Genomic DNA, 22,063 nt, shown 5'->3' with positions numbered 1-22,063 from the left:
ACCGTCGCTCGCAACAAGCTCAAAAGCGCTCAGCACCGACCTTCGATCATCGCCGCGTGCTGGATTCAGGCAACCTTGTGGTGACGTCATGATTTATGGAAAGGTCAATAATGCGACGTCACGCACGCAAATTATGTACCGGACGAGAGTCCTGTTCTCGTCGTTCTGTTCTTCAATCCTGCAAGCAGGTTTGAAAGAACCCGTCTAGCTGGTTCGTCGTAGTACCTGTCAAGAATTGACACAAAGACCAGCATCGCAGCGAGAAAGATCAAGAGAGCGACAGCTCCATGTACATGTCCTGCATTGATGGGCAATTTGGCGATCGTCAACAAAACCGGCACATGGATGATGTAAAGCCCGTAGGAAATCCGCCCGAGCTGCTCGAATGCGGGTGCGATGAAGGACGGAGGTTCAAATGAAGTCGCCAAGTAGACGACTGACGGAACGACCAGGATAACCTCTACGGCAGTGACGATGCCCGCCCAGCCGACGGGGACCTGAACGCAAAGCAGGAGGATGACGGCAGTCAACGTCAAGACGGACCGCGCGGCACTTTCACGTCGGGCCGACACCCTTGCACGATAAAGAAGGATACCGATGGAAAAAGAAAACGTCACGCGTCCAAGTGCAACATACCAGACGGAAAGGTTCCAGCCGGCGTCTATACCGTTGTGAGTCACTGAGTATAGGGTAATGACAACGGCCGAGATGGAAATAGCTGCGACCCAACAGCCGATAGACCTGTTTTTAACGGCTTTCGCGTACACGGAATTGGCAATGATCTCGTAGAACAGAGACCATGCGGGGTTGTTGACCGGATACAAAGGTTTGGCTCTCGACGGCAACATCAGCAGTGGCAGCAGCGCAAATGATGCCGTGCCGATGGCTGATCGCAGGTTCTCGTGGTCGGAGGCGGCTTCTAACACGAAATGTTCAAAGATGCCAACGAGAGCCCCCAACAGGTACAGAGGGAACAGCCGAATTAGCCTGAGTTTCAGGAAAGACCAGAAGGAAAGCGCCCCGGATAACAGCCTCTCTTCATAAGCATTCGCCACCACGAAGCCGCTCATCGTAAAAAAAAGGTCAACGGCAAGATAACTCTGCGCGAATTGCGGCGAAATAAACAGAACCGGAGCGTGACGAAAAAAAATCAAAATCGCTGCTATGCCCCGAATTGCATCCAGGTTGGCGTACTTGCGTTTGCTCATGTGGAATCGTTTATGTCCGTAACGGCTTCTTGCCGGCAGCCATTCTGCAAGAGGCGTGATCCGTGACGCCCGTTTAAGCCGCTCGCCGCTAAGGCCTGTCTTCAGCGTGGCAGGCACGTGTGAAGCAGGTGGTGTGGGCGCAAGGGACTAAATGATTTTTAAGGCAACTTATCGTGAAGTCCGGCTCCCCCGGTCACGCACTTGAGTGTCATTGGTGTCCGGGGGGATCATGCGGCTCGGGATTACTACCGGCGAACTGTTGTGGGAGTGGCGCGAGCGCAGGTAGAGCCCGCTCATACCCAACCGGTAACGAAGCTGGGCTTCATTTGCGCCGGCGCACTCATCGATTCTGCCTGCCGTCGACCGGCTCAACGTGCCCTGCTCCCCCCGTCGCCGGATAGAGACAGGTCTCACGTTCCTCCGCGGGGGATGTTTGACGATCCATTCCCTCGTCAGTATCGCCCGTGCCGCCATTCTGAAAAATCGTCGGGCTTCTGCCGTATTGCTTCTTGAAGGCCCGACTGAAGTGCGCCGCGCTGACAAACCCGCATTGCCACGCGACATCGCTTACCCGAATGCGATCGCCGCCGCCCGTCAACATCTTCTTCGCCCTTTCGAGCCGCTTTTGCAACAGATAGCGCATCACTGACGACCCATCACGTTCAAACAACCTCGTCAGATAGCGCCTTGAAATCCCCATCGCGCTAGCGATCATGTCGGGGCCGAGATCCTCATTCCCAACGTTACGCTCGATGAAGCGTTTGACTTTTCTCAGCGTCACATCGGAACTCAGCACGCGTTTCGGTGCCGTCAGATCGTCGGTGATGATCTCCATCAGGTCAGTCAGATGCTCGGCCACGAGCGTGGCGCCGTATGAACTGCACCGCTCGCCATTGGCTGCCGCAGCAGCCAGCAGCGATCTCAGCAACGCGACGTCAGGCGAAGTCGAATCCAGAACGAACATCTCGCGACCCGACAACGCCTTCGCTCTCCCCTCAAGGGAAGACTTCGGCACACGTAAGATCATCCCTCGGGCATGTTCAGCCGACGTCTGCGTATAGGGAATGCTAGCGTCGAAAAGAAGCATTGAAGCTTCGTTAAGCCGCACGCTCGCGCCCTCCTGCTCTATCTCAATGGCGCCGCTCTCGATCATAAAAATGACGAGTGTGTTCTTCCGCCAATTGTCGAGTCCTGGGCCGGGACGCCAGGTCCATCGCTGTCGAGAAAGATCCGTGGTTTCAAACCTCAGATCGCCCATGAACCACGAAGTCGTGAGAAGCTCGCGCCCATCGCCGCCGGCGAATTCGCATTCCATACTCCAGTTACTTCTTACCAGTTCGCGCCATTCCTCCTCGGTTCTGGCGTTCTTAAGTCTGAGAGCGTACGTGGCGAAATGCATAAGTTTTGATAACGGCTGGCGTATCCCTCACATAACACGGAACAGATATCAGGCTAAAGGTTGTTTGCAAGGACATCCCCGTGGAAGTGCTATGCAATCCTAGATGATGCACCCGCTGATGGCCGTTTATAAACGGACGCGTCTGCAACCCTTCGCTTTCTCCAACGCGCGTTCGTCCGTCGTGCTGGCGCCCGATGTTCACGCGCACTTTTTGCACAATGGAAAACAACAGACGAATGACAAGCTTGAGATTGCGTTGGCGAGATTGCATCAAACGCGTGACAACGGACCTGAATTTCATTGGGCTTCTTTGACGTGCGCTCAAGCCGTCAATGAAACGGGTGTCTTCACATTGACGTGACCAAGGACGCTCCGACGGTCTTGCAATAGCTGGTCAAGACTCGCCCTCGCACGGTCGCAGACATGCTGCGAACCCCACGCAGAGAGAGCCGTTGAACATTTAATGACCTGCTGATCATCGAGACTGTCGCATAGTGCCTTGTCCGTGAGAATTCGCTGTGAAATCCGTATCACCGCGGGCCGACAGGCACTTTCACCGGTTAGCTTGCTCAACGCTTCAAGGCAGTTTGCAACGTGCTTTGCGGTAAGTCGATCGCAAATCGACGAATCTGACGCGAGTCGCCTGGCCAAATGAGCGGCCGCTTTTCTGCACATTTCATTCGTATGCCAATTGGCTAAAGCATCGAGGCAGACAGCCACGTGCCGTCCATTGAGATGATGTCGTAACGGGCCGTCGTCCGAAATTCGCTTCGCGAGCCTTAAGGCTGCGGCGCGACATGACTCGTCAGCGCTCCATTGTCCTAATGCACCAAGACAGTTCGCGACACGCACGCCATTCAGCTGCTTCACGAGCATGTCATCTGTTGCGATGCGACTCGACAGGCGCCTTCCCGCATCTGAACATATGGGTGCATGACTCCATTTTCCGAGTGCACTCAGACAATGTGCAACCGCGTGCCCGTTGAGGCCGTAAAGCAAATTCTGATCGGCAACGAGCCGTCGCGCCAATTGCATGCCCGCTTTTGCGCATTCACTCTCTTCATGCCATCTGCCTAGCGCGTTCAGACAGCCCGGAATGACTTCGCTATTCAGTTCATCCGTCAGTACCGGGTCACTCGCGATTCTGTTCGCAAGGCGTATGCCTGCGGCCCGGCACAAGGGTTCTCTATCCCACTTCGACAGCGCAGTTAAACAGATACCGATGTGTTGGGCATCGAGCGACTCGACCAACTGTTCGTCGTTCGCAAGTCGCGCGGCCAGAGCAAGTGCGGCATTCCGACAAGCTTCGTCCTTGTCGTATTTCGCCAGTACGTTCAGACAGTCCGTTACCTGCTGGCGTTTCAGTGCATCGCATAGCGTCTTATCGAGCGCGAGTTCCTTAACAAAGACCTGGGCGTCGTGCGGGAGGCCGTTTTCGGCGCTAAGGCGAGTAAATGCCGTTAGGAACACTTCCAAATCGCGGCGAAACACACCCGACCCGCGATGCGTTAGCGATTCTCGGGCTATACCAGTAGGTGCGTTGCGATATTCCGGGGACGACATTTGAAGAAGAGTTTGGGCGCCGTCATTCATCCAATACCTCTGCAAGGTGTGGCGACGGTATCTTGTGCCAACGTATTGGACGCCGCTTGACTGCCACTCCACATTCTCTTGTCCTGGCGGGCCAACAGGTCATTCGTGCCTTAATCAATTCCCGTCACTGCCGTCAACGTGGCTGAGGCGGCCAGCAATGAACGAGTGTCACGCCGATCTCTACACTTCGATGTTCCGAGCTTAACGCGTCTACGGAGAACCTCATGCTCAGCATTAACACCAATCTTGCGTCACAGATCGCTCAAGACAACCTGCTTCAATCCAGCAATGCGCTGTCGCAGGCAATCACCCGTCTGTCGTCGGGTAAGCGCATCAACAGCGCGGCCGACGACGCAGCCGGTCTCGCCGTCTCGACCACCCTGCAAACGCAGATCACCGGCCTGACTCAAGGTGTTGCGAACGCCAACGACGGCGTGTCGCTGGTGCAAACGGCCGGCTCGGCCCTGTCGCAGATCACGAACAACCTGCAGCGTATTCGCCAGTTGGCTGGCCAGGCGGCCGGCGGCACGCTGACGCCGGAAAACCAGGCGGCACTGCAACAGGAAGTGGCGCAGCGAATTCAGGAAGTGAACCGTATTGCTTCGCAGACACAGTTCAACGGCCTCAACCTGCTGGATGGTTCGGCTGGGATGATCAACGTTCAGGTTGGCGCAAACGTCGGTCAGACCGTTTCACTCGATCTGAGCCAGGGCGTTTCGGCGGCTTCGCTTGGCAGCGGCTTCGTTCAGGCAGGTAATACGCTTGGCACGATCACGGGCCTGAACCTGAATGCGGACGGCACCGAAGCGACCACGGCAAACGGCGCGATCAAGCAGATCAACGTCGTCTCGAACGGCACCGGTGGCTTCACGTTCACCGACCAGAACGGCATCGCGATCTCAACGGCCGCATCGTCTGCCCTCTTCTCGATCACGACGACCAATGGTGTCTCGTCGCTGTCGCTGAGCAGCAGCGGAAACAGCGCGCTGGACCCGGCGAACCAACTGGCTGCGATTGCGGGCGCATTTAGCACTGGCGCGGCCGCCGGTACGGTGTTCGGCGTGATCTCGGGCATCAACGTTGATAGCGCGACGGGCGTGGACGCTACCGCGGGCACCCCGAACACAGTTACGTCGATCAGGATCGAAGCGGACGGCAAGGGCGGTGTGCAGTACGTCGACCAGAACAACGTCGCGCTCAGCGCAACTGCGCAAACGGCGTTGTTCGGCGCGGCGAGCAACACCACGGTACCGGCCACGTTCGCCGGCGCCGCACCGGCCAGCACGATTGGTTCGAGCGCCGCAGGCACGCAGCCGGCAGGCAGCGCGCTGGCAAGCATCAACACGCTGAACCAGCCGACCTCGGTTGCACAGATCGATATCAGCACGACGCAAGGCGCGAACAACGCGATGGAATCGATCGACATCGCGCTAAGCAAGATCTCCAGCATCCAGGCTACGCTCGGCGCCGCGCAAAACCGCTTCACGGGAATCGTGCAGTCGCAGCAGAACGAGTCGACCAACCTGACGGCCGCGCAATCGCAAATCACGGACGCTGATTTTGCCGCGGAAACGGCGAACCTGAGCAACGCGCAAGTGCTGCAACAAGCGGGTATCTCGGTGATCGCACAAGCGAACTCGCAACCCCAGCAAGTGCTGAAGCTTCTGCAGTAAGTTCGGAAGTCAACCGGTAGCGGGTCAAATTCCGCTACCGGTTTTTTAGTCTCTTCAGAAGCCCATCCAGGCGGATCCGCGCAAACAGGCTAGTACCAGGACCGCGTCACTACCCGACCCAGTGCCCGCACTACGCTGCTAACAAAGATCGATACCTCACGGCTTTATAGCAGACGCCAGCACACAAGGCATTGGCACCCGAATCTCATCCCCATCCCGATACGGCGCACAATCCGCGAGCACCGACTTCTCGATCGAGTCCCGAGCCTGCGGCGTCTGTGCCCGCAACAATGCGCTAATTCGCACCGCGCCGTGCAACATCACGTGGAAGGACGTTTCTGGCGCGCGTGTATGAAGCGTCTGCCCGACCTCGACGACTTGAGGTTCAATGAATCCGGCCGCGCGCAACGTACGTTCGCACTCGCTCCAGTCGCTAAAGCGCGTAAACGGTGGGCCGGGCGGCAGCGGTACGTCCATGCGTCCATAGGTCTCGACAGCCTTCAGAACGATGCCGAAACCCACCGCTCGCTCAGGCGTCGCCCACACAGTGAAAGCGACCTTTCCGCCGCTTCGCAGCACGCGAAATACTTCGGCCAATGCCTTTTCCGGCTGCGCGAAATGCAGGATTCCAAAGCTGATGCCTACCGCGTCGAAGCTCCCATCCGGAAATGGCAACGCTTCCGCGCTGCCGTGGTGGAACTCGATGTCGGAATAGGTGCGCCTGGCCTCGTCGACCATACCTTGCGCAAAATCAATCCCTGCTGAGTGTGCGCCGCGACGCGCGGCAACGGCCGCGACATAGCCGGGGCCGGTCGCCACATCGAGAAATCGTGTGCCTGCACCAACTCCGAGCACATCGAGCAACGCGTCATTGGACTGCTGCGTTAGTTCACCGAACTTCGCTTTGTAGGAGGAGACGATTCTCTCCCATGCTTCATGCTCGAAGGCTGTGAAGCCATCTTGTTGAACTGAGGTCATACCCTTGGGTCATTTGTTTCATGGTTAGGTGGAACACCCGAAGGCGTCCCGCGGCGCGCCAAATGTCATCGATGGAGAACACAGGCCGCACTGCGTTATTCTACTTTTTCGTGCTTGTCGTTTTTGCAGGCCGATTTGCGTGAAGAACGAATACCTTTACGCGATACGCGAATTTCGATGGTTGATGTCGGCAAATCTTTCCAGCCGTGTTAACGAGGATCGGAATTCCTTTCTAGCGCGTGACCGTGCGGGCCGCCGAAAGCGCTGATGGACGGAACCCGATCCGCGCGCACGTGTCGCACTAAACGCCTGCGCAGGTCGTTTCGCGTTTCGCGCATGACGCATTCACGAGACACCGGCCCGTTTATCCACCTGCAATGAAAATGCGCTCATCGCCCGCGGGAGCATGCATGCGACGCCTGACGTTTCCCTTTGTCCTTCTTTTAACAACGTTAACAGCCTGTGGCGAGTTCAGAACTCACGAAGCGCGTGATCCGCAAGGCGCGTTGATCGGCTCGAACATTCTCGATCTGGTGCAGTCCGTTGGCATTCCCGACAAAACCATGAAGCTTGTCGACACCGGCGGTCCGAATGACCGCATGGAAGCGCAATGGAATTTTTCCAATTCCGATGCCGCGCTGGATATGAACGCACTGGTGCTCGACGTGAAAATAGGCGGCGCGGGCAAATGCAGCATGACGGCGACGGTCGAACGCTGGGGCGGCAAGGTGCTGGCCGTGAACTTCCCGCAAGCGCATAGCGACAGCGTCGGTTCCGACTATGGCGCGTGTGAGCCGCTGGTCGAAGAAGCGCTGACGCACAACCCGCACACGCCGGCCGATCCGAAGTGGGATGCGTTCGCGCTGGTCGGCGCCGCCAAGTGACCCGTGTGTCGATTACTGCGGTGCACCCGTCAACTGGTCGATGCGCGCAGCGATATACGGATAGAACGGGTTCCACGACAGTCGCGTCAAGACGCCTGCCCCCACGATAAGCGCACCCGTTTCGCCCCGTATCGATTGCGCGCCGAGGTGCACGCCGAGGTCATCACTGGGGTCCGGCGTGCGGCCGTACAACGAATCGGTCTCAGGAAACGGCAGCGCCACATGCGACAGCGAGTAAACGTCGGTCGGATAATCAAGACCCGTCGGTGCCACGGTGGCTGTCGTCGCGTTCGCTTCGATCGACCGCTCGACGACCTGCGGTGACGTGGTCGATGCATTGGTGAGCACCGTAAACCGATAGCGCAGCGGCGGCGACGGCGTGAGACGGCGCAACGCATCGCGCATCGCCGCGCGCAGCAGCGGGCTCCATTGCGCGGTCCGGTTGATGTCGAACAGAACGAGCTCGCTGCCGTTGGGCGGCAGTTGCGCATACAGCGAACTGATGATCGCGCTGGTGCTGACGGTGAAATCGATCACGGACTGAAACGTCAATATCGGCGGCAACGATGCGAGTTGTCCGCGGGCGCTCGCTTGTGCCACTTCCTGGCGGATCGTTTGAGTCAAGCGCCACGACTGCCGCGCGCCATTCACCGGGAACGAGTTGTACTTGAACGGATTGAATTCAGGCACGATATCGAGCCACGCGGCTTTCGCGAACGACGGCAGCACCGCGGGCCATGCGGCCACGCCCGCAAAACGCGCGAACTGCGTAATACCGATCATCGGTGAGAGCAGGATAAGACGGTTCGCCTGCGGCAGGCGCGGGTCCTGCAGCGCTTCGAGCGAGTATTCGAGCGCGAGCGCGCCACCGTTGGAAAAGCCCACGAGATGCAGCGGCGCAGGCGCCGGCACGCGGCGGCGCGCTTCGCGCACGGCGAGCCGCGTGGCGGCCTCCCAGTCGTCCGCGGTGACATCGGTCAGGCTTGACGGGACGGTGCCATGTCCCGGCAGACGGATCGCCAGCACGACAAAGCCGGCGCGCTGATAGCGCAGTGCGAGGTGGCGCAAGCTGAACGGGGAATCGGTCAAACCATGGAGCATCACGGCCACGCCACGCGGCGGCCCTTCTGGCGTGAGCGTGTACGACCGGTTCCAGTCCGTCCTGAAGCGCTCCGGAAAGACCGGACTCCCGGCAAAATAGCGATTCGCGGGGACTTGCTCGTTAGGCGGCAACTGGTCGGTAACGTTTTTTCTGACCGCATCGAACAGCCGGTTCTCGTGAGCGATGTAATCATCCCAGCTCGCGCGATCCAGCTCGTGCGCGTGCATTTCCTCCGGCACGTAGGTGTGCCACAAGGACAAAGGCGGCTTGCGCTGCGTGTCCACCATCCGCACGCCGACCACGCTCGCAACGATCAGCAGCATGACAATCGACAGCCGCTTGATCCAGCGTACAACCCATGCTTTCATCGTGATGTTTGTCATGTCCGGTCGTTGCCTCGCGAACGGTTCACCCGCCAGGCGGGAAGCTAGTGGAGATAGGCCGGCCAAAACCACGGCACGAGCACGATGGTGATCACAAGCGCCGCCATCGCTGCCGGCAAGCCGATCTTGAAGAACTCCTGGAATCGATAGCCGCCCGCGGTGTTGACCAGCGCATTCACGGCCGTCGAGATCGGCGACATATAAGCCGCGGATGCCGCGATTGCGGTCGTCATCGCAAACGGATAAGGCGACGCGTGCAGATGTTCGGCAATCGCGATCACCACCGGCGCCATCAGTACCGCCGTCGCCGTGCTGGAAATAACGAGCCCGACGACCAGTGTCATCGCGAACACGGCGGCTAGCAAGCCGTGCGGTCCCCAATCGCCTGCGAGGCGAAGCACCGCATCGGCAACGATGTCGATGCCACCCGTACGCCGCAGCGCGATCGAGAAAGGCAGCATCCCGACGATCAGCACGAGACTGCGCCAATGAATGGCCCGGTATCCGCTATCGAGGCTCACACAACCAAGCAGGCCCATCAAGAGACAGCCAATCAGGCCCGCGAGCACGTTCGGCACTTGCGGGATAAGCATCAGAATAATGACAAGCGCCATGCAGCCGATCGCGTATACAGCCTTATGCGGAACAGGCACGTAAGCTTCACTTTCGATCGGCATCGCGAGGCAAACGATGTCGTGCTCCACCGACTGCATCGTGAAGATATTGATCCATGGACCGACTACGAGCAGCGTATCGCCCACTTTGAGGCGCGTGTTCTGCAAATCGTGCTCGACAGCGGCGTCCGCACGACGCAAGCCCACTACCGTGACGCCGTGGCGTCTCAACGTCACCGAGCTGCGCGCGACGTTGCCGATCAGACTCGAGTCCGGCGGCACGATCACCTCAGCCATGCCCACATCGTGTCGCTGATCGGTGAAGTAAGCCCCCGACATTCTGAGCACAATGAGCGAGAAGCGCTCGCAAAACGATTGCACATTGAAGGCGGTGACGTCCGCGTCGAGCAGCAACACATCGTCGGGCGCAATGTTGCTTTCCGATGTCGCCAGCAGCAGCGTCGTCCCCATACCCGCGCGCCGTTCGATCGCGACCACGTGTGCGTCGGGGTGGTCACCGAGTCCGCCGCGTCCGAGCGTCTTTCCCACGAGCGGAGAATGGCCCGCGACCCGCAGGCGGAACGCGCGGCCCTGCAGCGAATATCGCGCGACCCAATCGTTCACTGAAGGCCGGTTCGATGCCTCGCTGCGCCCCGAGCCCTTCAGGAAGCGGCTCGCGAAAGTCATGTAGACAATGACCATTGCGAGGATCGGCACGCCAATCGGCGTAAACGAAAAAAATGGCAGGCCTCGGAAACCGCGGTAGATCAGCGCGCTGTTGATCACGAGATTCGATGATGTGGCGACCAGCGTCAGCATGCCGCTCGTCAGTGCCGCCATGCTCATCGGCATAAGCAGGCGCGCACGAGGGATGTCGGATTGGCGCGCGATGCGGATCACGATCGGAATGAAGATCGCGACCACGGCGGTCGAACTCATCCACGCCCCCATCATGCCGACAACGGACATGACCAACGTGAGAAGGCGGCGCTCGCTCGAGCCGCCGCGCGCAATCAGATAGTCGCCGACGCGCTGCGCGACCCCCGTGCGCGCGAGCCCATCGCCGAGTACGAACAACGCCGCGATGAGAATGATATTTGCGTCCGAGAAGCCGGCCAACGCTTCCTTGACGGTGATGACACCCGACAACGGCAGCGCAACGATCATGATGAGCGCGACCGCGTCCGCGCGAGGTCGCCCGATCAGAAACATCGCCACCGCGCAGGCCAGGCAGGCAACGGTAATCAGAAGGTCGAAAGACATGATTTCGCTTCGCCATTCGATTGGCCATAGGTGCCACACGTACCGCGGATGCTGCCGGACTTCGAAGACCGAATAATTCGTCTATTTGTAAGTCAATGTTTTTGAAGAGTCTACCAGGACATGCGTGCGGAAGTTCGGAATATTTCATCGGTCACGTCGAGATCGACGCCGATTGGGCTGCAATCGGGCCGTGATCGGGTCGTGAAATGACATGGACAGTAGCCTCCGGCGCTCAAAGCCGATCAGCCTGACGACACCAATAATCGAACGTAGCCCTTACAATAGATGGCTTGAGCAGATAATCATGCGCCTGCGCCGCGAGCGCGTCCGACACGGGAATCATCGGCCCAAACGCTCTTGCCCGCACTTGCATCCGGGCTGCACGTTCGAGGTACACCGCCAGATAAGCCGCCTCCTCGACATATTCGCCCGTGGTCAACTGACCGTGATGCGCGAGCAGAATCGCTCGCCTGTCGCCCAGCGCTTGGGCGATGATCTCGCCTTCCTGGTCCGCAATCGGTACCCCGGGCCAATCCGCGAGAAAGGCACAGTCGTCGTGAAGCGGCGTCATGTCCATCTGTGAAATGATCAGCGGCTGACGGGCCGCGACCAGCGCCGATACGTACGGCGAATGAGTGTGGATAATCGCGTGGCTCTGTGGGCGCGCGTTATACACCCAAAGGTGGAAACGCGTGGCGGGATTCGCCATCCCCTGCCCGCTGATCGTATTCAGGTCTGCGTCGACCTCGATAAGGTCGTCCGGTGTCGCTTCGTCGAAGCCCAATCCAAATCGCAACGTCCAGTAGCACCCCGGCTTGTCCGAACGTGCGCTGATCTGCCCCGCAAGCCCTGCCTCCTGGCCGGTCATCGCGAGAATCCGGCATGCATACGCAAGCGTTTCGCGTAGCGTCCGCTCCTTCGGCTTCAGATTTTCCTGCATTTCCCGCGTGGCGCGATCGTCGAAATATTGCCTGGCTCGCAACTTCATCTTAGCCTCCATTTCCAATGAACAACCCACGCTGGCGTAAGCGCTGCACTGACTCGACATACAACGGGTCGCGCATCGCGTGGGGTTACTGGAAGTATTGGCAACCTGGTGTGCTCAAGCCATCAAGCGTGGTTCATAGCTGTTATGCGCTATCGGGATCGACCGGCGCGCCGTCTTCGCAAAACGCGAACTCGCTTCGCATCGGTCAAATGGCCGTTTGCGCCGATTGCAGGGCGACGGGACACCCGGATCCGGAATAAACAACCTTCACCAACTGTCATCACGATCAACCGCCAGCGCGCTGCGCGGTACGCCGGTATGCCCTTCAATCCGTGAGGACCCTTCGCGATGCAACTCAATCTCCCCCATGTCGTAGCAGAGGTTTCCGCTGCTTTTAGCGCGTATGAACGCGCGCTTGCCGATCACGACAACTTCATGATCAACGCGCTGTTCTGGCAGCGTCCCGAGACCGTGCGTTATGGCGTTGGCGACATCCAGCACGGTTGCGACCAGATCCGCGCTTTTCGCAAAACCTGTCCGCCGGTGCCGCAATCGCGCCGGCTGCAACGCACGGTGATCACGACGTTCGGCACGGATTTCGCGACTGTCAGCACTGAATTCATCAGCATGGAGACCGATCAGATCGGCCGCCAGATGCAAACCTGGGCGAAGGTCGGCCCCGATTCGCAGCCGGAAGCCGGCCTGCACGGCGGATGGCGCATCGTCGCCGCGCACGTGAGCCAGATCGACAAGCCGTAAACGCCCGTTGCGCCGCGCCGGCCGCGCCGCCCTCAGCGGAACCGGCGGGCGCACAAGAAACCGTTACGGCCCCGCCACCTGTTGCGCATGCAACGATTTGATGGATGACGGCAAGCGCGCAACTGCCTTTGATGCAAGTGGCCCGACTCGAACCGATTGCGCGTCCGCAACGGACTATTGCAGTTTCAATAATAGAGATTCACAGGAATAGGTAGAAATTATCAGGTGTTCTAGTAATCGAATACATTGCGATCCGCACGGTCATCGATGCCCGCGCGTCAACAATGCAATGACATCGATGTCATCGATCAACGTGTCTGTGGCGAGTAGTCTGATTCACAAGGTGACGCTGCATCATTTTGATTCGACGCATCCCAATCAGGAGAACACCACCATGAAGTTCGCTCGCTCAACTGCCCTTGTTGCCGCCCTTTTCGCCGTTTGTGCGCCGCTTGCGGCGCAAGCGCAATCGTCCAATGCACCGGTGACGCGTGCAGAAGTGCAAGCCGACCTCGTCCGCGTGGAACAGGCCGGCTACGATCCGCACAAAGTCGGCCCGAACTATCCGGCGGACATAGAGGCTGCGGAAAACAGGCTGCATCCTCAAGACGCGAACATCAGCAGCGACTACGGCCCGGGCGTGGGCGGCACCGCGGCAAGCGGCAACCGCGCAATGCCGATCTCAGTGCAGAACAACGGCATCTATCAGCATCATTGATTGCCACGCTTGACAAGAAACCGGCGTGCAGACGCCGGTTTCGCGTCCTCCCCGTTCTACCTTCTGCATACCGAAACAGCGCACATGGCATCATTGCGCAGATCGAAACCCTCCGCCCGCCCGCGTTTATTTGCCTGTAAGCGACGTTTTATTGCCTGACACGGTCGTCAGGAAGCATCGGCTTGACGCATGGTGAAGCCCGGCGCGGCTCGCGCCGATTGGGCGCCGCGCCCCATTTCCTGCTTTGCGTGACCGCCAACGCCTTCGTACGCAAGGCGCGAAGCCTTGGCCGCTTGCGGCCGGGCATTCAGCACGATCTGTGAATGATCCCGCGCTACGCTTATCGAATGCGATTCAAGCCAATCCGACGAGATTCATCGTGTTTTTCACAGAATAGAACGCTCCGATCAAGTGTTTTGATTCTCAACTGACTCTCACATGGGTCCGTCGTGCCGCGCGATTCTCCAAGGACCTCGCCGCGGAACCATTCGTTAAACGTTTCGAACTGGAGGGCTTATGGGGGCAACACCCAAAAGGGCCATGATGGATGCGCAGACAACAACAACAACAACCGGCCGACAAGCGGCCCGCACGATCTTTCTGCGGACGAAAGGTCGGACCGACGGCCCGTCGACGCGGCTCGCGAGTCCATCCGACATCGGCCAGTCAATCAAGCCATTCGTGCTGGTCGATCGCATCGAGCTGAACTCGCTGACGCCGCTCAATTTCCAGCCGCATCCGCATTCGGGCATCGCTACGTTGACCGCGCTGCTCGACGGCGGTCTGCAAATCGTAAACAGCAAAGGCAAACCGCAGATGTTGACGCCCGGCGCGATCGAATGGATGCAGGCGGGCCGCGGCACCTGGCACGGCGGGCCGGTCACGCCGACGGGCGTTGTGCGCGGCTACCAGCTGTGGATCGCGCTGCCGCCGGAGCTGGAGCTGTCTGAACCGTATGAGACGTTTTTGCCCGCTGACCAGATACCGCTCGAAGGTCCCGCGCGCGTGCTGCTCGGGCAATACAACGGCGTCGAAAGCCCGCTACCCATCTCGATGCCGATGACCTATCTGCACGTCGAGTTGAACGCCGGCGAACACTGGCGTTACGATCCGCCGCAAGGGCATGACGTGCTGTGGATCGCGGTCTATTCGGGCGCGCTCCACGCCGGCGAACGCGTTGAAGCGGGCGAAATGATCGTCTTTAGCGCATCGGAACACGGCGTCGACTTTGTCGCCGACGACAACTGCGGGTTTATGCTCGGATCGGCGCAACGCAGCCCGTTCGACGTCGTCGAGGGCTACTACTCCGTGCACACGAACGCCGCCGCGCTTCAGTTCGGCGAACTCGAGATCGCGCGCGTTGGGGCGCAAATGCGCATCGAGGGCCGGCTCGATGCGGAACAGGCGTCCTGCATCGCGCGAAAGATGCGCTCGGGCGTCTGAACGATGCGCCGGCACCGCGCCAGCAGCGGTCGCCGGCTTCCTCCGGTTCACGCGCCGGTTCACTGGTCGCGCGATACCGGATGGCCTCGCTCCGACCCCGTCATAATGGCGGACCTTGCTCCCTTGGCGCCCGGCATGACCCGCACAGAACGATGACGATCAAACTCGCAATCTTCGATTTCGACGGAACGCTGGCCAATACATTTGCGGTATTCGGCGAGTCGCTGAATACGCTCGCGCTCAAACACCGGTTTCGCCAGGTCATGCCGGAAGACGAATCGCGCATGCGCTCGATGAGCGCGGCGGAAATATTGCGCGAGCTCCGCCTGCCGTTGTGGCGCGTGCCTGCGGTCCTGTCCGACTACCGGAAGATGATGCGCAAGCGTATCGATGAGGTCCAGCCGTTCCCCGGCATCGTCACGCAGCTGGAAGCGCTGCTCGATAACGGCGTCGCGCTCGCGGTCGCCACATCCAATACGGCCGATAACGTGCACGCGGTGCTCGGCCACGAACGGGTCGAGCGGTTTGCGGCGCTCGAATGCGGGTCGACGCTGTTCGGCAAGTCGCACCGCTTGCGCCGTATCCTCAATCAGACCTCGATCGCCCCCGAGCATGCGATCTACATCGGCGACGAGTTGCGTGACGCAGAAGCCGCGCAACGCGTCGGCGTGAAGTTCGGCGCCGTCGCGTGGGGCTACACGCGCTTTGACGCACTGCTGCAAAAGAATCCTGACATGGGCTTTCGCGCACCCTCCGAGCTGGCGATGTTGCATGCGACGGCTGCTGACACGCTGCCGCCAACTGATCTCGCCGTCGCCGAACCCGTCCCGCTGCTGCGCAGGAACGACCCGAACTGACCGCCGCATGCGGTCACCCATGGCAGACGGGGTGCCACGCGTCATCCCTGCGTTCGATGGATCGACCGGCGGCGCTGGTCAGGACGCCGCGAGCCATTTCATGCCCAGCCTGGTATGATCCGTCCTTGGCAGTGGAATAGCGGTGTCGCACCCCGCGCGCGCTGCCGCATGCCTGGAGGAATCAACGCTTGCGTCAGGACCAACTGGACGGCATCGTCACGTTCATCATCGTCGCGGAGGAACAGGGCTTTTCCGCGGCTGCGGTGCGGCTGGGCGTCTCGCCATCGGCGGTCAGCCAGACGATCCGCAATCTCGAGGCCCGCGTCGGCCTCGCGCTTTTCAACCGCAACACGCGTGGCGTGAGCCTCACCGAAGCGGGCGCGACCTATTTCGACCGCGTGCTGCCGGCGGTGCGCGAGTTAACGGCCGCATCGGAAGAACTGGGCGCGGCGCTCGACCGGCCGGCTGGCGTGCTGCGCATCAGCGTCGCGCGCGCGGGCTACCTGACGGTGCTGCAGCCGATCATGCGCCGCTTTCTCGACGCTTACCCGGATATCCGGCTCGACGTGTCGATCGAACCGGGGCTCACCGATATCGTCGGCGAGCGTTACGACGCGGGCATCCGCTTCGGCGATATGGTCGAGCGGGATATGGTCGCGGTGAACATCGGTCCGCCGATCACCGCGCAGATTGTCGCATCGGCGGATTACCTTGCGATGCATGGCAGCCCGCAGCATCCGCGCGATCTGCTGTCACATGCTTGCGTGTGCTTCCGGCGCCCGACCAGCGGGCAGATCGAGCGATGGCTGTTTTCCAAAGGCGGGGAAACGCTGGAACTCGCGGTCAACGGCCGGTTGATTGTCAACGACTCGTCTGCCGCGGTGCAGGCGGCGCTCGACGGCATCGGCATCGTATACATGATCAACGGCTTTATCGACCCGCTGCTCGAGTCCGGCCGCCTGGTGCGTGTGCTCGCCGACTGGAGCCCCGCGCTGCCGGGTTTCGCGCTCTACTACACCGACCGCAAGCGCGTGCCGCCGAAGCTGCGCGCGCTGATCGATTTCCTGAAGGAAGAGCAGGCAGCCGGCATGCCGGCGCCGCGGACCGACGCGATTTTGCGCTAGGCGCCGCGGCGCCGGCTACCGTCCATTACGCGTTGAGTGGCGCCGACGGCGAGGTGGACGGCTCCATCAACTTGTCCATCGTGATCGGCAACTCGCGCACCCGCTTGCCGATCGCGTGATACGTCGCGTTCGCCACCGCCGCCGCGAGCCCCGTCACACCGATTTCGCCAATCCCGCGCACGCCGAACTCATTGAGCTCATAGTCCGGGTAGTCGAGCAGGATCACGTCGATCTGCGGCTGGTCCGCATGCACGGGCACCACGTACTCCGCGTAGTTGTTGTTCGACGGCAAGCCGCTGCGCGCGTCGTACTCGGTCCCTTCGAAGAGCGCCATGCCGATGCCCATCACAATCGCGCCTTCCACCTGGTTGCGCGCGGTCATCGGATTGACCACGCGGCCGACGTCGATCGCGCTGACCACACGCGCGACGCGCAGATGCGAAATGCCCGGGTCCCAGCGCACTTCGACGTAATGCACGCCAAACGAACGGAACGAGAACTTGCCGGACGGCGCGCCCGGCGTATGCGCCTGCCCTTCCGCGCTCGCGAGGCGCTGCGCCTTGAGCACCGTCGCGAAGTCGACCGAGCGCTCGCCGTTCACCAGCTTGCCGTTCTCGAACTTCAGCGCATCGGGCTTGGCGCCGTCGAAAATCGCGCCGTTCTGTGTCGCGAACCCCTTCAGCTGCGCGATCGCATTGCGCGTCGCTTCGGCGATCGCCGGCATCACGCTCGCGGTCGCCCACGAGCCGCCCGACACCGGCGCATCCGGGAAAGACGAGTCGCCGAGCTTCACGTCGATACGCTCGACCGGCACGCCGGTGATGCTGCTGACCGTCTGCGCGGCAATCGTATACGTGCCGGTGCCGATATCCTGCACCGCGCAAATCACGCACACGGAGCCGTCCGCGCGCAGCTCGACGCGCGCCTGCGCGGGCGTGCGGTAAGCGTCCCAGTTGCAGGCGGCCATCCCGTAGCCGATGATCTCGTGCCCGTCGCGCATCGAGCCGACGCCCGGCGTGCGTTGCTGCCAGCCGAAGCGGTCGCCCGCCTTGAGGATCGCCTCACGCAGGTGATTGCTCGACCACGGCAAGTCCACGCTTTCATCACGCGTCGAAAGATTGCGCAGACGGAATTCGCGCGGGTCCATATTCGCTTGCAGCGCGAGTTCGTCGATCGCCGATTCGAGCGCGAACAGGCCGGGCGCCGCACCGGGCGCGCGCATCGACGTCGGTGAGCCTTGATTCACGCGTGTCACCGCGTGACTCACGAGCACGTTCGGACACGAGTAAAGACTCTTCGACACGCCGCCGCAGTTCTCGACGTACTGATCGGTCAACGACGTCGTATTCACCGATTCGTGCCGCAGCGACATCAGCTGTCCGCTTGCGTCCGCGGCAAGACGCACGTGCTGCCGTGTTTCCGGCCGATGGCCGGTGGTCGTGAACATCTGCGCGCGCGGCACGACCAGCTTGACCGGCCGCCCGACCGCGCGCGACGCGGCACTTGCCGCAACCGAATGCGGCCACATCCACAACTTGCTGCCAAAGCCCGAACCGATAAACGGCGCTTCGACTGTCACCTGGTCCGGCGACAGCCCGAACACACGTGCAATCGTGTTCCGATGCACGGTGACGCCCTGCGACGCCTCGAACAGATGCAACTCATCGCCCTCCCAATGCGCGACCGTGGCGTGCATTTCCATCGGGTTATGCGTCTCGACCGGCGTGCGATACACCGCGTCGATCTGATGCGGCGCGCGCTCGAACGCCGCCGCCGCGTCGCCGCGCGTATGGCCGCGGCCGCCGTCGTGCGTGCCGCCGGCGGCGACGCCCTGCTCAAGGCTCGCGATCGGCTTGTTGGTCGCATACGTCACGTTGACCTTGTACGCGGCTTCACGCGCATGCTCGAACGTGTCGGCCACGACCAGCGCGACGAATTGCCCCGCGTAGTTCACGGTCGCGTCTTCGAACGGCAGACGGCGTTCGTCAGTCACCGACGCGCTCAGGATGTCGTTGAACGAGCTGATCGTGCGCGGCGCGCGGTACAGACGCGGAAACTGCTCGTGACTGAAGATCTCGAGCACGCCCGGCGTGCGGCGCGCATCGGCGGTGTCGATGCGCAGCACGCGACCGCTCGAAATCGTACTGAAGACGCCGTACGCGTAGACCATGCCCGGCAGGCTCTGATCGGCCGTGTAATGCGCGGCGCCGGTCACTTTCAGGCGCCCGTCCACCCGGCGCATCGAGTCGCCGATGATGTCATTGTTCATTCGTTCCTCACAATCGGATAGGCAAGCCGCGCTTTATGCGACGAGGGTGCTCAGATTACGGACGATCGCCTGCTGACCGAGCATGATCTTGAAGCCGTTCTGCCCATATGAGCGCGCGCCCTGCATCGCGGCGGCCGCCGCTTGCTGAAAGGTTGCCAGCGTCGCGGGCTGCCCCTTGAGCAGGGTTTCCGCGTGCTGTGCGCGCCACGGCTTCGTGCCGACGCCGCCCAGCGCAATCCGCGCGTCGCGAATCGTATGACCGTCGAGCACGACGATCACCGCGCTCGACGCGAGCGCGAACTGATACGACGCGCGATCGCGCAGTTTCAGATACGCGGAGCGGCTGTGCGGCAGCGGCGCATCGAGCGTCACGTGCGTGATCATTTCGCCGTCGTTGAGCGCATGTTCTTTCCACGGCGTGTCGCCCGGCAGCAGATGAAAATCGACGAAGTCGATGTCGCGCGCGCCGTTGGGCCCCTGCACGTGGACCGTTGCGCCGATCGCAGCCATCGCGACGCACATGTCGGACGGATGCGCGGCGATGCACTGGTCACTGCCGCCCAGCACCGCATGCACATTACGGTTGTTGCCGGCGATCGCCGCGCAGCCCGACCCCGGTTCGCGCTTGTTGCACGCGGACACGCCGTCGCGGAAATACCCGCAGCGCACGCGCTGCATCACGTTGCCGGCGGTGGTCGCCTTGTTACGCAGTTGCGTGCTCGCGCCCGACAACAGGGCCTGCGACAGCACCGGGTAGCGCGTACGGATCACCTCATGGCGCGCGAGATCGGTGTTGCTGACCATTGCGCCGACGCGCACGCGACCGTCGTCCAGCACGTCGATCTGCGTCAGCGCAAGCTTGTGAATATCGACGACGCGCGCCGGGCGCATCACATCGAGCTTCATCAGATCGAGCAGCGTCGTGCCGCCGGCGAGAAAGACGGTATTCGTCTGCGCGCGTGCCGCAATCGCATCGTCGACATTCGCAGCGCGGGTGTAGTCGAATGAGCGCATCTCAGGCCCTCCGCAGCTTGCCGCGCGCGTCCTGGATCGCGGCGACGATGTTCTTGTAGGCGCCGCAGCGGCAGATATTGCCGCTCATCGCTTCACGCAGCGAATGATCGTCGGCCGGCACGCGTGCGTCGTGCAGCAGCGCGACCGCGCTCATCATCTGCCCCGACGTGCAGTAACCGCATTGATACGCATCGTGATCCCAGAACGCCTGCTGCACCGGATGCAGTGTGCCGTTCTTCGCGATGCCTTCGACGGTCGTGATCTGATCGCCGTCGTGCATCACCGCGAGCGACAGGCACGAGTTGACCGACACGCCGTTCACATGCACCGTGCACGCGCCGCATTGACCGTGATCGCAGCCCTTCTTCGTGCCGGTCAACTGCAGCCGGTCGCGCAGCACGTCGAGCAGCACGGCGTTCGATTCGACGTTCAGCTGGTGCGCGACGCCGTTCACCGTGAACTGCACCGTGTACGGACCGCCGTCGGGTCCCGTGGCCGGCGCCGGCACAGCAGCGGGGGCTTCGTCGGCGAGCACCGCGACCGAGACCATCGACGTGCCCGCGGCGGCGAGACCCGATGCGCCGACCGATTTCAGAAAGCCGCGGCGTGTCACGCCGGCAGGACCTGGCGCACCGCTGCCCGCCTCGCCCGAAAGCGGATCGCGATGCGTGGCGTCCTCGTTATACGCTGTCATTTGCATTCCCCGGTTGCTGATGGATCAGAGATTCAGTGAGGACCTGACAAACCATCCGATGGCTTATCGTGCGTCATCATCGAGCCAGACATTGCCATAGTGGTTTTCACTAGGCCATTGGTCAGCGCTTCATACCGCTTGAACCAAAACTGAACAATGCTCACCCGTTTGCCGGCGAGCGGGCGGTGTGCGGGACGCGTGCGCACCGCCGTGAGGTGCCGAATACGAGCCTGCGCGGCATAGAATTCTGTTTGCCGCAGCACGACCGGTCGTGCTGCCTCCAGGCGTGAGGAGCACACGGATGATCACCCTGTATTCGTATCCGCAGCTGTACGGCCTCGAAGACAACAACCCCTACGGGCTGAAAGTGTTCGCGTTCCTGCGGCTATGCGGACTGTCGTTCGACCATCGGCACGTGCTCGATACGAAAGCCGCGCCGCGCGGTCAGCTACCGTATTTAGTCGACGATGGGCAAACAATCGGCGATAGCGACGCGATTCTGTGTTACCTGAAACGCCAATACGCGCTGCCGATCGATGCCGCGCTGACCGATGCGCAGCGCGATCTCGATCTGATGCTGCGGCGTACGCTCGACGACCTGTACTGGGTGATGTCGTATTCGCGCTGGCGCGACGAACGCTTCTGGCCGACCTTTCGCGCGGCGCTGCTCGCGCAGCATCCGGAGCTGAACGCAGAAGCGCTGGAAGCCGCGCGCGAGTACAACTTCAACCGTTATCACTTTCAGGGCATCGGCCGCTATGAGCCGGACCAGGTCTATGCGCGCGGGATGGCGGACCTGCAGGTGATCACGAATCTGATTCACGACGACGGTTTTCTGTTCGGCGAGCGGCCGTCGAGTATCGATGCAGCCGTGTACGGCTTTGTCGCGAACATCTATTTCTATGACATCGATACGCCGCTCAAGCAGTTCGTCGTGTCGCGGCCGCACCTGGTGGCGTACTGCGTCGCGTTGCGAGAGGCGGTCGCGCGAGGCGGCGCGGCAAGCTAACCGATCGATGACGATAGCCGCCGAGGCCCGCTGGGTCCCGTTAAGTCCCGCCGAGGTCCGTTGATGCCTGTTAATGCCGGTTAATGCGGGC

The 22,063-nt window shown here is 61.2% G+C and carries 19 protein-coding genes; 9 read left to right on the top strand and 10 right to left on the bottom strand.

Annotated elements, in window-relative coordinates:
- Positions 1-131: 131 nt before the first annotated feature.
- Positions 132-1,208: an acyltransferase family protein gene (locus HV796_RS08500; protein ID WP_175226013.1), complete on the bottom strand. Its 1,077-nt coding sequence runs from the start codon at positions 1,206-1,208 to the stop codon at positions 132-134.
- Between the two features lie 340 nt (positions 1,209-1,548).
- Complete coding sequence (locus HV796_RS08495; RefSeq protein WP_175226012.1) at positions 1,549-2,523, bottom strand: helix-turn-helix domain-containing protein; 975 nt, start codon at positions 2,521-2,523, stop codon at positions 1,549-1,551.
- Between the two features lie 187 nt (positions 2,524-2,710).
- Here HV796_RS08495 and HV796_RS43360 point away from each other — a divergent pair, with 187 nt between their 5' ends.
- On the top strand, positions 2,711-2,968 hold the full coding sequence (locus HV796_RS43360) for a hypothetical protein (protein WP_217477862.1): 258 nt from the start codon (positions 2,711-2,713) through the stop codon (positions 2,966-2,968).
- Here HV796_RS43360 and HV796_RS08490 read toward each other — a convergent pair.
- Entirely contained in the window at positions 2,929-4,200 is a 1,272-nt protein-coding gene (locus tag HV796_RS08490; protein ID WP_175226011.1) for a hypothetical protein, read from the bottom strand. The two genes, HV796_RS43360 and HV796_RS08490, sit on opposite strands and share 40 nt — an antisense overlap.
- Positions 4,201-4,424: 224 nt before the next feature.
- On the opposite strand from HV796_RS08490, the gene HV796_RS08485 reads away from it, so the two are divergent.
- Positions 4,425-5,873 (top strand): flagellin N-terminal helical domain-containing protein, encoded by a 1,449-nt coding sequence (locus HV796_RS08485; RefSeq protein WP_175226010.1) that lies wholly within the window; start codon positions 4,425-4,427, stop codon positions 5,871-5,873.
- 156 nt (positions 5,874-6,029) lie between these two features.
- Here HV796_RS08485 and HV796_RS08480 read toward each other — a convergent pair whose 3' ends face one another.
- Complete coding sequence (locus HV796_RS08480) at positions 6,030-6,851, bottom strand: class I SAM-dependent methyltransferase (protein WP_175226009.1); 822 nt, start codon at positions 6,849-6,851, stop codon at positions 6,030-6,032.
- A gap of 410 nt (positions 6,852-7,261) precedes the next feature.
- Between HV796_RS08480 and HV796_RS08475 the strand changes: the two genes are divergently transcribed.
- Positions 7,262-7,735: a hypothetical protein gene (locus tag HV796_RS08475; RefSeq protein WP_175226008.1), complete on the top strand. Its 474-nt coding sequence runs from the start codon at positions 7,262-7,264 to the stop codon at positions 7,733-7,735.
- Positions 7,736-7,747: 12 nt separating this feature from the next.
- On the opposite strand, the gene HV796_RS08470 is transcribed toward HV796_RS08475, so the two are convergent.
- The 3 genes from HV796_RS08470 to HV796_RS08460 all read right to left on the bottom strand — a co-directional run bounded on the left by HV796_RS08470 (position 7,748) and on the right by HV796_RS08460 (position 12,085).
- Positions 7,748-9,220: an alpha/beta hydrolase gene (locus HV796_RS08470; protein WP_246355760.1), complete on the bottom strand. Its 1,473-nt coding sequence runs from the start codon at positions 9,218-9,220 to the stop codon at positions 7,748-7,750.
- Positions 9,221-9,264: 44 nt separating this feature from the next.
- Positions 9,265-11,097, bottom strand: a complete 1,833-nt coding sequence (locus HV796_RS08465) for an SLC13 family permease (RefSeq protein WP_175226007.1) — start codon at positions 11,095-11,097, stop codon at positions 9,265-9,267.
- 232 nt (positions 11,098-11,329) lie between these two features.
- On the bottom strand, positions 11,330-12,085 hold the full coding sequence (locus HV796_RS08460; protein WP_175226006.1) for an aldolase: 756 nt from the start codon (positions 12,083-12,085) through the stop codon (positions 11,330-11,332).
- A gap of 348 nt (positions 12,086-12,433) precedes the next feature.
- Here HV796_RS08460 and hpxZ point away from each other — a divergent pair, with 348 nt between their 5' ends.
- The 5 genes from hpxZ to HV796_RS08435 all read left to right on the top strand — a co-directional run bounded on the left by hpxZ (position 12,434) and on the right by HV796_RS08435 (position 16,986).
- The gene (gene hpxZ, locus HV796_RS08455; protein WP_175226005.1) at positions 12,434-12,844 is read left to right on the top strand and encodes an oxalurate catabolism protein HpxZ; all 411 of its coding nucleotides are present in this window, start codon (positions 12,434-12,436) and stop codon (positions 12,842-12,844) included.
- Between the two features lie 298 nt (positions 12,845-13,142).
- Positions 13,143-13,562 (top strand): DUF4148 domain-containing protein, encoded by a 420-nt coding sequence (locus tag HV796_RS08450; RefSeq protein ID WP_246355759.1) that lies wholly within the window; start codon positions 13,143-13,145, stop codon positions 13,560-13,562.
- Positions 13,563-14,078: 516 nt separating this feature from the next.
- A complete protein-coding gene (locus tag HV796_RS08445) occupies positions 14,079-15,005 on the top strand; it encodes a pirin family protein (protein ID WP_246355758.1) in 927 nt (308 codons plus the stop codon).
- A 152-nt stretch (positions 15,006-15,157) separates the two neighbouring features.
- Entirely contained in the window at positions 15,158-15,862 is a 705-nt protein-coding gene (locus tag HV796_RS08440) for an HAD hydrolase-like protein (RefSeq protein WP_175226003.1), read from the top strand.
- Between the two features lie 188 nt (positions 15,863-16,050).
- Entirely contained in the window at positions 16,051-16,986 is a 936-nt protein-coding gene (locus tag HV796_RS08435) for a LysR family transcriptional regulator (protein WP_175226002.1), read from the top strand.
- Positions 16,987-17,011: 25 nt separating this feature from the next.
- Here HV796_RS08435 and HV796_RS08430 read toward each other — a convergent pair whose 3' ends face one another.
- Genes HV796_RS08430 through HV796_RS08420 form a run of 3 tightly spaced genes read right to left on the bottom strand, consistent with a single transcriptional unit; the run spans position 17,012 to position 20,963 of the window.
- Positions 17,012-19,255, bottom strand: coding sequence for a xanthine dehydrogenase family protein molybdopterin-binding subunit (locus HV796_RS08430; protein WP_175226001.1), 2,244 nt, complete (start codon positions 19,253-19,255; stop codon positions 17,012-17,014).
- A 33-nt stretch (positions 19,256-19,288) separates the two neighbouring features.
- Positions 19,289-20,269 (bottom strand): FAD binding domain-containing protein, encoded by a 981-nt coding sequence (locus HV796_RS08425; RefSeq protein ID WP_175226000.1) that lies wholly within the window; start codon positions 20,267-20,269, stop codon positions 19,289-19,291.
- A gap of 1 nt (position 20,270) precedes the next feature.
- Entirely contained in the window at positions 20,271-20,963 is a 693-nt protein-coding gene (locus tag HV796_RS08420; protein ID WP_175225999.1) for a (2Fe-2S)-binding protein, read from the bottom strand.
- Between the two features lie 301 nt (positions 20,964-21,264).
- Between HV796_RS08420 and HV796_RS08415 the strand changes: the two genes are divergently transcribed.
- The gene (locus HV796_RS08415; RefSeq protein ID WP_175225998.1) at positions 21,265-21,972 is read left to right on the top strand and encodes a glutathione S-transferase family protein; all 708 of its coding nucleotides are present in this window, start codon (positions 21,265-21,267) and stop codon (positions 21,970-21,972) included.
- Positions 21,973-22,063: the final 91 nt, after the last annotated feature.

The organism is Paraburkholderia humisilvae (genome assembly GCF_902859855.1).
Lineage (GTDB): Bacteria > Pseudomonadota > Gammaproteobacteria > Burkholderiales > Burkholderiaceae > Paraburkholderia > Paraburkholderia humisilvae.
The sequence above is the reverse complement of the archived record's forward strand: the minus strand, read 5'-3'. Positions and strand labels throughout refer to the sequence as shown.

What these genes read in the sequence shown, in the direction of transcription:
- HV796_RS08500 (WP_175226013.1), bottom strand. Translation starts at nt 1,208, where the DNA reads ATGAGCAAACGCAAGTACGCCAACCTGGATGCAATTCGGGGCATAGCA.
- HV796_RS08495 (WP_175226012.1), bottom strand. Translation starts at nt 2,523, where the DNA reads ATGGAATGCGAATTCGCCGGCGGCGATGGGCGCGAGCTTCTCACGACT.
- HV796_RS43360 (WP_217477862.1), top strand. Translation starts at nt 2,711, where the DNA reads ATGATGCACCCGCTGATGGCCGTTTATAAACGGACGCGTCTGCAACCC.
- HV796_RS08490 (WP_175226011.1), bottom strand. Translation starts at nt 4,200, where the DNA reads ATGAATGACGGCGCCCAAACTCTTCTTCAAATGTCGTCCCCGGAATAT.
- HV796_RS08485 (WP_175226010.1), top strand. Translation starts at nt 4,425, where the DNA reads ATGCTCAGCATTAACACCAATCTTGCGTCACAGATCGCTCAAGACAAC.
- HV796_RS08480 (WP_175226009.1), bottom strand. Translation starts at nt 6,851, where the DNA reads ATGACCTCAGTTCAACAAGATGGCTTCACAGCCTTCGAGCATGAAGCA.
- HV796_RS08475 (WP_175226008.1), top strand. Translation starts at nt 7,262, where the DNA reads ATGCGACGCCTGACGTTTCCCTTTGTCCTTCTTTTAACAACGTTAACA.
- HV796_RS08470 (WP_246355760.1), bottom strand. Translation starts at nt 9,220, where the DNA reads ATGACAAACATCACGATGAAAGCATGGGTTGTACGCTGGATCAAGCGG.
- HV796_RS08465 (WP_175226007.1), bottom strand. Translation starts at nt 11,097, where the DNA reads ATGTCTTTCGACCTTCTGATTACCGTTGCCTGCCTGGCCTGCGCGGTG.
- HV796_RS08460 (WP_175226006.1), bottom strand. Translation starts at nt 12,085, where the DNA reads ATGAAGTTGCGAGCCAGGCAATATTTCGACGATCGCGCCACGCGGGAA.
- hpxZ (WP_175226005.1), top strand. Translation starts at nt 12,434, where the DNA reads ATGCAACTCAATCTCCCCCATGTCGTAGCAGAGGTTTCCGCTGCTTTT.
- HV796_RS08450 (WP_246355759.1), top strand. Translation starts at nt 13,143, where the DNA reads ATGTCATCGATCAACGTGTCTGTGGCGAGTAGTCTGATTCACAAGGTG.
- HV796_RS08445 (WP_246355758.1), top strand. Translation starts at nt 14,079, where the DNA reads ATGGGGGCAACACCCAAAAGGGCCATGATGGATGCGCAGACAACAACA.
- HV796_RS08440 (WP_175226003.1), top strand. Translation starts at nt 15,158, where the DNA reads ATGACGATCAAACTCGCAATCTTCGATTTCGACGGAACGCTGGCCAAT.
- HV796_RS08430 (WP_175226001.1), bottom strand. Translation starts at nt 19,255, where the DNA reads ATGAACAATGACATCATCGGCGACTCGATGCGCCGGGTGGACGGGCGC.
- HV796_RS08425 (WP_175226000.1), bottom strand. Translation starts at nt 20,269, where the DNA reads ATGCGCTCATTCGACTACACCCGCGCTGCGAATGTCGACGATGCGATT.
- HV796_RS08420 (WP_175225999.1), bottom strand. Translation starts at nt 20,963, where the DNA reads ATGACAGCGTATAACGAGGACGCCACGCATCGCGATCCGCTTTCGGGC.
- HV796_RS08415 (WP_175225998.1), top strand. Translation starts at nt 21,265, where the DNA reads ATGATCACCCTGTATTCGTATCCGCAGCTGTACGGCCTCGAAGACAAC.